A 12,853-nucleotide genomic window follows, 5' to 3' on the forward strand; every position below is an offset into this window, starting at 1 on the left:
GCATTTCTAACTATGGTATGCTGAGCAGGTACATACGCATTACGATTTTTGCCCTAAAATAGTATAAATCGCTTACAATAGCATCAAAATAATTATACCGCATATAATGTATCTTTACCATCCATGATCGACTACCAGGCATACACTTTACCCAATGGCATCCGCATATTATATAAACATGCCCCCTTTGCCATAACCCATTGCTGTTTTATTATAAATGCCGGCTCGCGCGATGAGGCTCCGCAACAGGAGGGCCTCGCGCATTTCATTGAACACCTGCTGTTTAAAGAAACCGAAAGGCGCAATACCAATCAAATTTTAAACCGCCTGGAACTGGTGGGAGCCGATCTGAATGCCTATACCACCAAAGAGTACACCTGTATACACGCGTCGTTGCTTAACCAGCATCTGGAGCGCTCGATGGACCTGTTTGAGGATATCCTGTTCCACTCCACCTTTCCAGAGGATGAGCAGGAAAAAGAAAAAGGTGTGATCTTGGATGAGATAGCCTCCTACCTCGATCAGCCGGAAGAAGCCATACAGGACGATTTTGAAGAACTCCTTTTTAAAGGCCACACCCTCGGCAACAACATTTTAGGTACAACCGAATCTGTTGGGCGGATGAACGGCGATGATATCCGGGCCTTTATCCGGGCCAATTACAGCACCTCCGAAATGATATTTGCCGTTCATGGCAATTATGATTTTAAAAAGATCATCAAGTTATCCGAAAAATACTTCGGGGCTATCCCTGCGCATCATCCTCAAAAAAACAGGATAGTTCCGCAGGCCAATCAAAATGGCATTCATATTGTTAAAAAACCGATATCGCAAACGCATTGTATTATTGGTAACCAGGCCTATTCCTCCTCACATCAGCACAAAAGTGGTTTATTACTGCTTAATAACTTGCTGGGAGGCATGGGTATGAGCAGCCGGTTGAACCTGGAGATCCGCGAAAAGTATGGTATTGCCTACACTATTGAGTCGAACTATACTACGCTTACCGACACCGGTATTTTTTCTATTTATTTTGGCACCGATGCCGAGAAAGCCGACAAAGCATCGCGCCTGGTACACAAAGAATTAAAAAAACTGCGAGAGCAAAAGCTAGGTACACTGCAGCTGCACCAGGCCAAAGAAAAATTTATAGGGCAGATTGCCCTGGCCGAGGAAAACCGCATGAGCCTGATTATATCAATGGCAAAAAGTTTGCTCGATTTTAATCATATTGATACACTGGAAGATGTTTTTGCCAAAATAAATGCCGTTACAGCCGATCAATTATTAGAAATAAGCAACGAAATTTTTGATATTGACAAGCTAATTACACTGAAATTTGAACCTAAATAAGAATAATCCTGTATTTTTATAAAATGAAGTATCCTATCATCGCCTACGGAGATCCTGTTTTAAGGAAAAAAGCAACAGCCATTGAACCAGACGAGTACCCTCATATCAAAGAATTGGTTGAAAACATGTTTGAAACCATGTACGCCGCGCACGGTGTTGGCTTAGCAGCCCCTCAAGTGGGCATGTCTATGCGATTATTTGTGGTTGACGCTTCTGTTTTTAGCGATGATGAGCCTGATTTGAAAGACTTTAAAAAAGTATTCATCAACGCTACCATATTAGAAGAAACCGGCGAAGAATGGGGCTTTAATGAGGGCTGCCTGAGCATACCCGATATCAGGGAGGATGTATACCGCAAACCCGTTGTAAAACTATCTTATTATGACGAAGAATGGAAGCATCACGAAGAAAGCTTCAAAGGTCTTGCTGCGCGCGTGATACAGCATGAGTATGACCATATTGAAGGTAAATTGTTTACCGACAAGCTAAGTCCGCTGCGCAAACGTCTCATCGAGAAAAAACTGAACGATATTTCAAAAGGCATGGTTGACGTTGACTACAAAATGAAATTCCCTGCTGTTAAAAAGGGACGATAGTTTAAATCGTAAGTCTGGGGTCTTTTATTCTAAGTCAAGAAACGGATATGTTTCCGAGCCTATAAAGACTTTGCCTATAAAAATATTTATGACTTCAAACTCTGAGCTTCAGAATTAATTACTGCTCTTATTATCCGCATCGGTTATCTGTTTAACCAGGCTTCCCCAGGCAAACGGATTAAGTAATGGGTTTGGTGTTAGTGAATGCGAATTCAGGATGGTGTTATGCATGCTTTGGGCCGTGGCGGATTGTATTTCCTGGGCATCACGGGGCAATACGTTTCCTAAAGCAACTAAGGTGGTACGGTTAATATTTTTACGCGCTATCTCCAGGTCATCATCGGCCAGTTTTACAGCTAAAAAGTCTTTCTTAAACTCATCTGTAGTAGCCCATGGGAACACATGGAACGTAGGCAGATTAATGATCTGTGCTTTCAGGTTAACTTGCAGGGTATAGCTTTTATTAGGCACATTGGAAGGTATAACAACCGTTACAGGTCCGTATCCAACGCAGGTAAAGCGCAGGGTATCCTGCTCGTGAACTACAAATGAAAAGTAACCTTTATAGTTTGATTGCCCTGCCGAATTATGCGCCGAAGTATTAGTAATGGTAACATAAGGAACGATCACAGTGGCACTATCGGCGTTATGTACAACACCTGTAAACTGCACAACGGGCCTGTCGTCATGTTTTTGTGCAAAGGCGCCAATTGATGCAAATAAAAATAATATGGCTATCAGATATTTCATATACCAATCACCCTCCCCGGATATATTACAGGCTATGCCCGGAAAAAGTTTCAAAACTTTAACAAAAGTACGTTAATGCCGTAAATAAGGCTGGCATTTTAACAATACTTAACATTATCTCAAATTTTCAGGAAGCACCGCGTTAGGGTCGTCAATGTCTGTCAGGTTGATAGCCTCAATCCCGGTCACTTCCGGAACAGCTTTTTTAATAGCCTGTTCAATGCCAGCTTTAAGCGTCATGATGCTCATGGGGCATGACCCGCATGAACCTAACAATTTTAATTTAACTACACCTTCTGGGGTGATCTCCTCAATCGAAACATTCCCGCCATCAGCCTCCAAATACGGGCGGATGGTATCTAAGGCTGTCTCTACTTGACTTAATAAACTCATTTTAACTAAATTATAATATAAAGTAAAGTTACAACAATTTGTTTATTTGTTCATCAGTTTATTAGTTCATTGGTCTTAACCATGTAATCTTACCTAATTAATGACAAGGCACCAATAAACCTTGAATTATTGAACTAATGAACCAACAGCTTTCGCGTTTGAAATAGCTACCTGCTGCGCCACGCGGCGGGCCATCTCTAAAAATGCCTGGGCCATTACCCCATCTTCTTCCAGTATGGTTGGCTTGCCCGCATCGCCAGAGTCGCTTATACCCTTTACTAACGGAATTTCACCTAAAAATGGTACATCCAGTTGCGCGGCCAGTTTTTGCCCGCCACCCTTACCAAAAATATAATATTTATTCTCCGGCAATTCGGCAGGTGTAAAGTACGACATGTTTTCGACCACGCCTAGTATCGGCACATTTATGGCCGGCATTAAAAACATGCCTATCCCCTTTTTAGCGTCGGCCAATGCCACGTTTTGCGGCGTAGTTACAATTACCGCTCCTGTAACCGGGAAGGTTTGTGTAACCGTAATATGTATATCGCCGGTTCCTGGCGGCAGGTCTATCACTAAATAATCCAGTTCGCCCCAGTCGGCATCATTAAATAGTTGTTTTACCGCGGTTGATACCATCGGCCCGCGCCATGGTACGGGCTGATTTGGATCGGTAAAAAAGCCGATGGACAACAGTTTGATACCATATTTTTCAATCGGCTCAATACGTGTTTTGCCATTAACCTCGCTGGCTTGCGGGCGGGCCCCTTCCAGTCCGAACATAATAGGGACAGATGGGCCATAAATATCTGCATCGATTAAGCCTACCTTAGCTCCGGCTTTAGCCAATCCCAATGCCAGGTTTGCAGCCACGGTTGATTTACCAACACCTCCTTTGCCAGATGCTACCGCTATAATATTTTTAACACCGGGAACGCCGGTATTTTTTTGCGATGTAACCCTCGAGGTCATGTTAATGCTCACCACAGCCTCTTTGCTTATAAAGTGACTGATAGCGTTACGGCATGCATTTTCTATCATTGCTTTCAGCGGGCAGGCCGGCGTGGTCAATATCACCGAAAAGCTAACGTTGTTGCCATCTATATGAATATCCTGTATCATGTTCAAGGTAACCAGGTCCTTTTTCAGATCCGGCTCTTCCACATTGCCCAGGGCTTGTAAAACTTGTTCTTTGGTAATTATCATAATATTATGGCAAATTTATGAAAACAGGCCGTTGATTTGCGTTTGTTAAAGAAACAATTTGCAGAAACAACCGTTTGCAGGGGATAAGATTTAGTTTAGTTTTGGAAAAATTTACACATGAAGCGTCTTAATCCTAAATACATACGCATAGCCGCATTTATACTGATACCCTTACTGCTTATCCTTTTAATAGGTGGCTACATTGCCTATTCAAAACGCGAGGCTTTGCTTCAAAAAGCCATCAGCAAAGCTAAAGCAAAAGCCAGGAGGGATTATAATTTAGATGTAAAAATAGGCTCGGCCCACTTTACAGGCTCCAGCACAGTAGCATTTTCAGACATCTCGATAGTGCCCGAGCAGCGCGATAGTTTACTGAATATCAAGAGCCTGGTGGTAAGTGTTAAGCTGCTGCCGCTTATTGTCGGCGATATCAAACTGGCCGATGTTTCCCTGCAGGACGGCTTTATTAACCTCACCAGCGTAAAAGGGGTTAAAAACTTCGACTTCCTGTTCAAAAAGAAAAAAGATACTACCGCAACGCATGATAAGGTTGACCTGGCCGACCTGGCCGATCACCTGGTGAACGAAGTGCTTTACAAGATCCCGGATAACCTGCACCTGAATAATTTTTCAATCAGTTTTAGAGACGACAGCACGCGCCTAAAACTGCTGGCTAAAACCGCACTGATCAAAGACGGAAACCTTACCTCAACCATTGATGTGGATAACGGCACAGCCACCTGGCATATAGCCGGTAAAATGCACCCCTCTGATAAAGACATCGATGTAAAACTGTATGCCGATGGTAAAAAAGTGGAGTTGCCCATCATACAAAAAAAATTCAGGCTGGTGTTGAATTTCGATACCATCAGCACCAAGCTTACCAAGGTGGAGCATAGCGGCGGCGAAACAAAAATTTATGGTTCATGGGCTGTACATAACCTGCTCATCAATCACCCGGGCATATCATCAGATAATATTGTTTTCTCCGATGCTTCTATTGATGCTAATGTGTTTGTGGGCAGCAATTATGTATCTGTTGATAGTTCATCGCTCATTCACATCAAAAAGCTTACAGCTCGTCCCTTTATCAAATACACGCTGAACCCGGTAAAAATTTATGAGCTCAAGATCAATACCGGCTGGTTAAATGCCCCTGATATCTTCGACTCTTTCCCATCCGGTATGTTTGACGCTTTGGACGGCATACAGGTTGCGGGCAAGCTCAACTACGCGCTTAACTTTTATATGGATTCATCCAAGCCCGATGATCTGCAATTTGATTCGCGCCTGAGCAAGGATAATTTCAGGATAGTGAAGTATGGCAAAACCGACCTCACCAAGCTAAACAGCACTTTTGTATACACGCCATATGAAAAAGGCAAGCCCATGTCGCCGCATGTGATCGGGCCCGAAAATCCGGAGTTTACACCACTGGAGCAGATTTCGCCCAACTTGCGCAATGCAGTAATGACCGCAGAAGATCCTTCCTTTTACACCAATCACGGTTTTGTTGAAGAAGCTCTGCGCAAATCATTGGTGACCGATTTTAAAACCAAAAAGTTTAAACGGGGAGGCAGCGGTATATCTATGCAGCTGGTAAAAAACGCCTTTTTAAGCCGCGAAAAAACGCTTGCCCGTAAAATTGAAGAGATCCTGATTGTTTGGATCATCGAGAATAACCGGGTGATGACCAAAAACCGGATGTTGGAGGTTTACTTTAATATTATTGAATGGGGCCGTGGCATATATGGCATATCTGAGGCCTCACATTACTATTTTGGAAAATCACCGGCAGAACTTACCCTGGGCGAAAGTATTTATCTGGCCAGCATTGTACCATATCCAAAGGGTGGCTTATATGCTTTTCAGCCCGATGGAACGCTCCGTCCTGGTTTGCATGGATATTTTAACCTGATTGGTAAATTAATGGCGCAAAAAGGCTATACGGCCCGCGATACCAATGCTTATGGCTTTTATGGCGTTCGTCTGCGCGAAAGCCTGCGCCGGGCCATCGCGCCGGTGGATACCGCCACTGCCGACAGCCTGATGAAACAAAGTGATGACAATGAGGTAATGCCTGTACTGGAAGACCCGGTAAAGAAACCAAACTTCTTCCAGCGTCTCTTCGGTAAAAAAGATACTACCGCTAAAAAAGCTGAGGAGCAGGAAAAGCAAAAAGAGAAAACCGCTAAGGAAAAACTAAAAGAGCAAATTGAAGCCCTTAAGCAAGAGTACAAGCTAAAAATAGACAATATTGATACCGCCGGCAAAACCCGGAAAGATATAAGACAGGAAAAACGCCGCCTGAGGAAAGAGCAGGATGAGAAAGAGGATGAGCTGAAGCAGAAGGCCAATTTATAAGCAGATCAGGTTAACGTGTCAATTAGGTGTTTAAACACCTAATTGACACGTTGGTGACTATTCTAACTGTTTGAACATCTAATTTTGTTCCAACAAATAAAAAAAGATATGTCACTCATAGATAAATTACAATGGCGCTCTGCCATCAAAAAATTCGATCCCGCTAAAAAACTAACAGCCGACCAATTAGATAACCTGTTAAGTGCGGTGCAATTAGCACCATCATCATATGGTTTGCAATCATACAAAGTAATTGTTGTTCGGGATGCCGAAACTAAAGCCAAGCTGCGCGCCGCTGGTTACGATCAGGCGCAAATCACCGATTCATCTGCCTTGTTTGTTTTTGCGTCGGTAACTAATCTTGACAATGATTTTGGCAAAAAATTCATCGACCTCGTTGCTTCAACCCGTAATGTTGCCCGTGAAACCCTACAAGGTTATGAGCAGGTTGTTTTAGGAGCACTGAACGGCCGTACCAGGGAGCAAAATATAGCCTGGTCGCACAAGCAAGCATACATTGCATTGGGTGTATTGTTAAGCGCCGCTGCTGATCAAGGTATTGATGCCGGACCAATGGAAGGTTTTGATGCCGAAAAATTTGATGAAATACTGGGATTAAAAGAAAAAGGTCTAACTGCTTCAGTTATCGCCGCCGTCGGTTTCCGCGCCGATGATGATCGTTATAGCCAAATGATCAAAGTGCGCCGTCCAAAAGAAGAATTGTTTATCCACATTTAATTAAGAAGCAAGGGCCAGGAAACAAGAGTTAAAGACTGTACCGGACAGTCCTTTCTTGATTCCTGGCGCTTAATATCTTGACTCTTAGCACCCTCCCCGTAACATCAAGTTAATCAGTGGCATGGCCTTTGCATATTTACCCAGAGATGGAAACGATAAAGGCAAAAAAGATACTAATTGTTGACCACAATGGCCTGATGACCGAAGTAATGTCATATATACTGGGCAATAATGGCTACGATGTGGTAACGCTTGATAGTGCCGAACATATATTTGGCAGCATCCGTAAAGATCACCCGGATCTCGTTATTCTCGACGCTGTTTTACCAGGCATAGATGGCATTGATGTATGCCGCCTGCTGAAATGGAACAAAGAAACCCAAACACTCCCCGTAATTATTTGTACTGACAGCGATGATACCGAAGCCTATTTAAAACAGGAAGGCGCCCCAGATGGTGTACTGCACAAACCTTTTGGGATGAATAACCTGATAGAAATTGTGAGCCATCAGCTGGCTGCATGAACAATCCGTACACCAGTTTTCTTTAAAATACCAGATTTATCATCAACAATTGTATATTTACCCCCGAGGAGAAAAAGATGGGCCTGCCACTACGCATAACTTATAACGACACAGATCACGTTTACCAGATAAACACCACGCCAATCAGCAAGGCAACTACAGAGCTTGAAATATTGTTAAACGGCGAAAAAATAATCATTCAGAAAGACGTTCGCGGAGCATGGATACAACAAGGCGAGGGCCCGTTGATCGACCCGGAACTGGCCCAGGCATTGGGACGGTCCATCTCTTTACGATTCCGGATGTAACTATTGTTTTTGTTATTCTTCCCGGTTATTATATGTAGAATAAACTCTACATATTTCTCCTTTTCGGTATAATACAAGCTTTTGCCAAAAAACAACGGCTCATTACGAAGCTATCTGCCTGTTTATATATTAAACATATTATGCATATCTTGGTTAAAGAACAATTAACCCATGTTTTCACCTAAAGCAACTTTTTCGGTTACCGTTAATTTTTTAATGCTTGCATTAAGCCTCTTCTTGTGCACTGACGATGCTGTTGCTCAGGTACCCATTCTTATTAAACGGCGGGATAGTTTAACCAGCCTGCTAAAAACACAAACAGATACCAGCAGGGGCTTTACCCTGCTCCGGCTAAGTGATAATTATTTAAGATTGAATGACGGGCATAATGAGCCGGCTATAAAATATTCTACAGAGGCCTATCAGATATTTTCTAAGGCAAAGAATGGTTATGGCATGGCCTGGGCTAAATTTGAAGAGGGGACAGCCTATATGTCGCTCCGTAAATTTCCGCAGGCATTATCGGCATTAAATATTGCAAAGGATACTCCGATCAGCGATACCATCAAACGGAAAAACGAACTGTTGGGCACTATATGGAACCAGATAGCTACCATATATGACGATCAGGGCAACATGGTACAATCAACCGATATCCTGATCAAAAAAGTTCTTCCGTTTTACGAGGCCGCAAAAGACGAGCGCAATATCGCGTTCACCAATGCCTCTTTGGCTACCACTTTCCTGAATTTTAAACAGTACGAAAAAGCGGTATATTACTATAAAAAAGAACTGATTGATTATAAGGGCCCAAAAACGGAAAGCTATTTTGCGATCGACTATAGTAGGCTGGCCCTTTGTTTAACCGAACAGAGTAAATTAAAGGAAGCCAAACCTTATTTAGATTCGGCGCTGAAGATACTGCAGGCCTACCCCAAATCGTACCCCTGGCTTAAGTATTATTACGGCAATGCCAACTGGTATCAAAAACAAGGACAGCATGATCAGGCCCTGGTTAATTACAACGAAGCCCTGGCGGTTGCCAAACAAATTGGCGATCAGTATAATTCTATCAACATCCTTTTTGGTAAATATGATGTGTTGTATTCGCAAAAGAATTACACTGCTGCCAAACCCGTAGCCTACCAGATCTATAACCTCAACCGGCAACTGAAAGATACGATAAAACTCGATCGTATTGGCATTTATAAAATACTGTACGAGATAGAAAAAGCAACCGGAAACAACACCGCCGCGTTAAACTGGATGGAACACTATTCGGCCCTTGCCGATAGCATCAACAAAACCGACGAGAAACTAAAATTTAACGGACTGGAAGAAAAGTATCAGGCGGCTAAAAAAGAAAAGGACATCTTAAAATTGCAAAACCAGGCAAAAGAACAACAGCTTAGTCTTAACAAAAATCGTTTGTTCCTGGTGCTTTTACTGGGCGCGCTTATTATCCTGACATTGCTGCTGCTTACCTATTTTACCATCGCCAAAAATAGAAAACGAGCCGCTGAGCAGAACGAAATATTGCATCAGCAGCAACTTAAACAAAAAGAAAGCGAGCAGCAATTATTAACATTCAACGCCATGCTGGAGGGACAGGAGAAAGAGCGCACCCGCCTCTCCCGCGACCTGCATGACGGCCTGGGCGGCACGCTGGCGGGTATTAAATTACACTTGCAAAGTCAGGCCAACCAAACACAGCAACCTGGCTTGCAGCCCATTATTGAGCAAATGGCCGATGCCGTTAAAGAACTCCGCCGCATAGCCCATAATACCATGCCCGAGAACCTGTTGCGTTTTGGCCTGGAAGCGGCGGTGTCTGATCTGTGCGAAAACCTGCAAACACCGGCTACTGTTATTAATTTTTACGCCACTAATTTAAGTAAACACCTGTCGCAGCAGGAGCAGTTAACCATTTACCGCATTATACAGGAGTTATTGGGCAACGCGTTAAAATATGCCAATGCCTCCGAGATCCTGGTACAATGTATCCAGAGTGAAAACCATTTTAGCATTACTGTTGAGGATAACGGCAATGGCTTTGATGTGGATACAACCATGGATAAAAGCGGCATGGGATTATTTAATGTTCAAAACCGTACCCGATATTTGCAGGGAACAATGGACATTCAATCATCAAAAGAAGTGGGTACCACTGTGAATATTGATTTGAAAGTGAACAATGGATAAAACAATAAACTTGTTGTTGGTAGATGACCACCCCATGGTGCTGGAGGGCTTGCGGGCCTTGTTGGCCACAAGTAAGGATGTATCCGTCAAGGGTGCTTTTACCAACGGTACCGATGCTTTAAGCTTTCTGGAAAACAATAATATCGATGTTATCCTCCTGGATATTAATCTGCCGGGGATGAATGGTTACGAGCTGTGCAAACTCATCAAAAAGAAATACCCGGTTGTGAAAGTAATTGCGCTGAGTACTCATACCGAACGATCGGGCATCACCCGCATGATCCAGAACGGGGCATCGGGCTACCTGTCAAAAAGCGCCGACAGGAAACAGCTTCTGGCAGCAATACAAGCCGTTTACACCAACAATATTTACCTGGGCGATGAGATACAAATGGAATTGGCTTCGCCTGGATCAATCTCGCTGCCCAAACTTACCCGGCGCGAAAAAGAGGTGCTCGCCCTCATTGCCGAAGGTAAAACAACCGCGCAGATGGCAGATACGCTTTTCCTGAGTCATTTAACGGTCGAAACCCATCGCCGGAACATTATGACGAAGTTTGAGGTAAGCAATTCGGCTGCGCTCATCAAGCTTGCGCTTGAAAATGGGTTGATCTGAGCCATTATCTTTTTATTGTAAAGACGCAAATATGCGTCTGTACAGAACACCGTTATTGATGACTCGCATACCCCCCTTTCTACCTGAAAACAGGTAGAAAGCAAAACACCAATTTTCTGCGATTGATAGGCTTTTAGGCATGCTTTTACTTTGGGGTAAAATCTATTATCATGAAAAAGATATCAATTATGATGCTGTTGGCAACAGCGATTTTTGCCGCGGCGTGCTCCAAGAAAAACGATAATGGTGTTGATCCCCCCGCCAATAAAGGAACAAGCATTTCTGTACAAAGCGCCTCAAACTTTACAATAGCTATTGATACACTGTATATCGCTGTGTTCAAAGGCACCACCATTGATCAGATCAATAGTGATAAATCACCCGATAGCCATAAAACCTATAAGATAGGCCCGCTTCCTAAGGGTCAAACCTCAGCCGCGCTCACTATTGATCCCCAGTTTAAGAGCTGTATTGTTCTTTATAAAAACTACAATTCCATTTTAAAACAATACCTCGTAAGCCAGGTGATGTCATTGGGCGATGGCACCAATACCAACCCCTATGTTTTAAAAACGGGCGAGGCCAAAACCATCGTACTCGACGATAAAACCAAAACTAAATTTATTTACTAAGATGTGGTTAACCTGGTTTGCCCTGATGTTTTACTCCCATTAAATGAAAAGCCTCCTATTACTGATCATAGGTATTGCATTGATGGATAGCTCGACGAAGGGCAGCCAACCCGGCGATCTTTTGTCCTTACCCGCCTATACCATTGCCATTGGGCGATGGTACAAGGACCAGCCGCCTTACCCTAAAACACGGCGGGGCAAAAAGGACCGCTCGCGGCGACAAGGTCAAAGGTATGTGTTTCAATATGGATAACCTGCTTTGTATTCAAACAGATGTTTCTTAAAACTGATCGTATGAAAAAAATAATAGTACTTCTTGCAATAGCTGCTATTGGCTTAGGCAGTTGCAAAAAAGACAATAGCCCCGCTCCCGATAAAAATGCCAGCGTAAAAGATATGGCCGGCTGTTTGGGCTATGCTACCGGTTACTCCAACTCCGGTACCATTGGCCCTGCAAATACCTTTGATTTTAAAATAGCGCAGAACAACCAGTTCTTTGCTGGTGAGGTTACCAATCAGCGTAACTTTTGGCTGGGTATCCCTGCAGAAGTGCATGTATTGTATGAGCCTACTGCCGACTATAAAAACGCCTATGCCAGTCCGGATGGTAGCATTTTATTCGGTTACCAGATGTTTTATTACCTGGTTAACTCGTTTAGCAAGCTGCCCAATACCAATACCTTATCGCCCTTACCGGTTGATGGCGTACTGGCGCATGAGTGGGGGCACAGGGTACAATTTACCGTAGGCTGGAACGACTACGCACAACCATCCGAACGGGAGCTGGAAGCCGATTTCTTTTCGGGCTATTATATGGGGCTGGCCAAACAATGGCTTTGGGGACAGATCAAAACCTATTACTCGGCCATATATGCTTCCGGCGATTATTATTATAATTCGCCACAACATCATGGCACGCCGCAGCAACGCCTCAATGCGGCTTATGCCGGGCTTACTACGGCGGTGTATGAGCTCAACAACAACGTTCATTATACGTACGCTCAACTTCATGCTATCTTCAGATCAAAGCTTCCGTCGGAGATCTCCGTTATGCATGGCGAACAATTCGCGGAGGTATCCTATCCCAGGCATTTAACCAAGGAAAGTGTACAGCGGTTGTTCCCCAGAATATAGCCTGCCTTAACCCTGTTTGTATTTGCAGAAGACGCCT

14 protein-coding genes are annotated in these 12,853 nt (G+C 43.6%); 11 read left to right on the plus strand and 3 right to left on the minus strand.

Annotation, left to right across the window (positions count from 1 at the left end; translation table 11 throughout):
- Nucleotides 1-126 precede the first annotated feature (126 nt).
- Nucleotides 127-1,353 carry an insulinase family protein gene (locus FHW89_RS06410; protein WP_172334444.1) on the plus strand — a complete coding sequence of 409 codons (1,227 nt, stop codon included), beginning with the start codon at nucleotides 127-129 and terminating at the stop codon, nucleotides 1,351-1,353.
- A 23-nt stretch (nucleotides 1,354-1,376) separates the two neighbouring features.
- Nucleotides 1,377-1,949 carry a peptide deformylase gene (def, locus tag FHW89_RS06415; RefSeq protein ID WP_172334193.1) on the plus strand — a complete coding sequence of 191 codons (573 nt, stop codon included), beginning with the start codon at nucleotides 1,377-1,379 and terminating at the stop codon, nucleotides 1,947-1,949.
- Nucleotides 1,950-2,063: 114 nt separating this feature from the next.
- Here def and FHW89_RS06420 read toward each other — a convergent pair whose 3' ends face one another.
- The 3 genes from FHW89_RS06420 to FHW89_RS06430 form a co-directional block, all read right to left on the minus strand.
- Nucleotides 2,064-2,753: a hypothetical protein gene (locus tag FHW89_RS06420; RefSeq protein ID WP_253952181.1), complete on the minus strand. Its 690-nt coding sequence runs from the start codon at nucleotides 2,751-2,753 to the stop codon at nucleotides 2,064-2,066.
- Between the two features lie 60 nt (nucleotides 2,754-2,813).
- Nucleotides 2,814-3,092 (minus strand): NifU family protein, encoded by a 279-nt coding sequence (locus tag FHW89_RS06425; RefSeq protein ID WP_166095485.1) that lies wholly within the window; start codon nucleotides 3,090-3,092, stop codon nucleotides 2,814-2,816.
- Between the two features lie 126 nt (nucleotides 3,093-3,218).
- Nucleotides 3,219-4,298, minus strand: coding sequence for an Mrp/NBP35 family ATP-binding protein (locus FHW89_RS06430; protein ID WP_172334194.1), 1,080 nt, complete (start codon nucleotides 4,296-4,298; stop codon nucleotides 3,219-3,221).
- Nucleotides 4,299-4,415: 117 nt separating this feature from the next.
- Between FHW89_RS06430 and FHW89_RS06435 the strand changes: the two genes are divergently transcribed.
- The 9 genes from FHW89_RS06435 (at nucleotide 4,416) to FHW89_RS06475 (ending at nucleotide 12,816) form a co-directional block, all read left to right on the plus strand.
- On the plus strand, nucleotides 4,416-6,662 hold the full coding sequence (locus FHW89_RS06435; protein ID WP_172334195.1) for a transglycosylase domain-containing protein: 2,247 nt from the start codon (nucleotides 4,416-4,418) through the stop codon (nucleotides 6,660-6,662).
- Between the two features lie 108 nt (nucleotides 6,663-6,770).
- On the plus strand, nucleotides 6,771-7,400 hold the full coding sequence (locus tag FHW89_RS06440) for an NAD(P)H-dependent oxidoreductase (protein ID WP_172334196.1): 630 nt from the start codon (nucleotides 6,771-6,773) through the stop codon (nucleotides 7,398-7,400).
- A 146-nt stretch (nucleotides 7,401-7,546) separates the two neighbouring features.
- Nucleotides 7,547-7,924, plus strand: a complete 378-nt coding sequence (locus FHW89_RS06445) for a PleD family two-component system response regulator (RefSeq protein ID WP_172334197.1) — start codon at nucleotides 7,547-7,549, stop codon at nucleotides 7,922-7,924.
- Nucleotides 7,925-8,001: 77 nt separating this feature from the next.
- A complete protein-coding gene (locus FHW89_RS06450) occupies nucleotides 8,002-8,232 on the plus strand; it encodes a hypothetical protein (RefSeq protein ID WP_172334198.1) in 231 nt (76 codons plus the stop codon).
- Nucleotides 8,233-8,403: 171 nt separating this feature from the next.
- Entirely contained in the window at nucleotides 8,404-10,434 is a 2,031-nt protein-coding gene (locus FHW89_RS06455; protein ID WP_172334199.1) for a sensor histidine kinase, read from the plus strand.
- A complete protein-coding gene (locus tag FHW89_RS06460) occupies nucleotides 10,427-11,050 on the plus strand; it encodes a response regulator (RefSeq protein ID WP_172334200.1) in 624 nt (207 codons plus the stop codon). Before FHW89_RS06455 ends, FHW89_RS06460 begins: the two co-directional genes overlap by 8 nt.
- A gap of 170 nt (nucleotides 11,051-11,220) precedes the next feature.
- Nucleotides 11,221-11,682 carry a hypothetical protein gene (locus FHW89_RS06465; RefSeq protein ID WP_172334201.1) on the plus strand — a complete coding sequence of 154 codons (462 nt, stop codon included), beginning with the start codon at nucleotides 11,221-11,223 and terminating at the stop codon, nucleotides 11,680-11,682.
- Nucleotides 11,683-11,725: 43 nt separating this feature from the next.
- Nucleotides 11,726-11,935 (plus strand): hypothetical protein, encoded by a 210-nt coding sequence (locus FHW89_RS06470; RefSeq protein ID WP_172334202.1) that lies wholly within the window; start codon nucleotides 11,726-11,728, stop codon nucleotides 11,933-11,935.
- A 41-nt stretch (nucleotides 11,936-11,976) separates the two neighbouring features.
- The gene (locus FHW89_RS06475; protein ID WP_172334203.1) at nucleotides 11,977-12,816 is read left to right on the plus strand and encodes a hypothetical protein; all 840 of its coding nucleotides are present in this window, start codon (nucleotides 11,977-11,979) and stop codon (nucleotides 12,814-12,816) included.
- Nucleotides 12,817-12,853: the final 37 nt, after the last annotated feature.

Source organism: Mucilaginibacter sp. SG564 (genome assembly GCF_013149275.1).
Lineage (GTDB): Bacteria > Bacteroidota > Bacteroidia > Sphingobacteriales > Sphingobacteriaceae > Mucilaginibacter.

Coding starts and splice junctions, on each gene's coding strand:
- def (WP_172334193.1), top strand. CDS start 1,377: ATGAAGTATCCTATCATCGCCTACGGAGATCCTGTTTTAAGGAAAAAA.
- FHW89_RS06425 (WP_166095485.1), bottom strand. CDS start 3,092: ATGAGTTTATTAAGTCAAGTAGAGACAGCCTTAGATACCATCCGCCCG.
- FHW89_RS06430 (WP_172334194.1), bottom strand. CDS start 4,298: ATGATAATTACCAAAGAACAAGTTTTACAAGCCCTGGGCAATGTGGAA.
- FHW89_RS06435 (WP_172334195.1), top strand. CDS start 4,416: ATGAAGCGTCTTAATCCTAAATACATACGCATAGCCGCATTTATACTG.
- FHW89_RS06440 (WP_172334196.1), top strand. CDS start 6,771: ATGTCACTCATAGATAAATTACAATGGCGCTCTGCCATCAAAAAATTC.
- FHW89_RS06445 (WP_172334197.1), top strand. CDS start 7,547: ATGGAAACGATAAAGGCAAAAAAGATACTAATTGTTGACCACAATGGC.
- FHW89_RS06450 (WP_172334198.1), top strand. CDS start 8,002: ATGGGCCTGCCACTACGCATAACTTATAACGACACAGATCACGTTTAC.
- FHW89_RS06455 (WP_172334199.1), top strand. CDS start 8,404: ATGTTTTCACCTAAAGCAACTTTTTCGGTTACCGTTAATTTTTTAATG.
- FHW89_RS06460 (WP_172334200.1), top strand. CDS start 10,427: ATGGATAAAACAATAAACTTGTTGTTGGTAGATGACCACCCCATGGTG.
- FHW89_RS06465 (WP_172334201.1), top strand. CDS start 11,221: ATGAAAAAGATATCAATTATGATGCTGTTGGCAACAGCGATTTTTGCC.
- FHW89_RS06470 (WP_172334202.1), top strand. CDS start 11,726: ATGAAAAGCCTCCTATTACTGATCATAGGTATTGCATTGATGGATAGC.
- FHW89_RS06475 (WP_172334203.1), top strand. CDS start 11,977: ATGAAAAAAATAATAGTACTTCTTGCAATAGCTGCTATTGGCTTAGGC.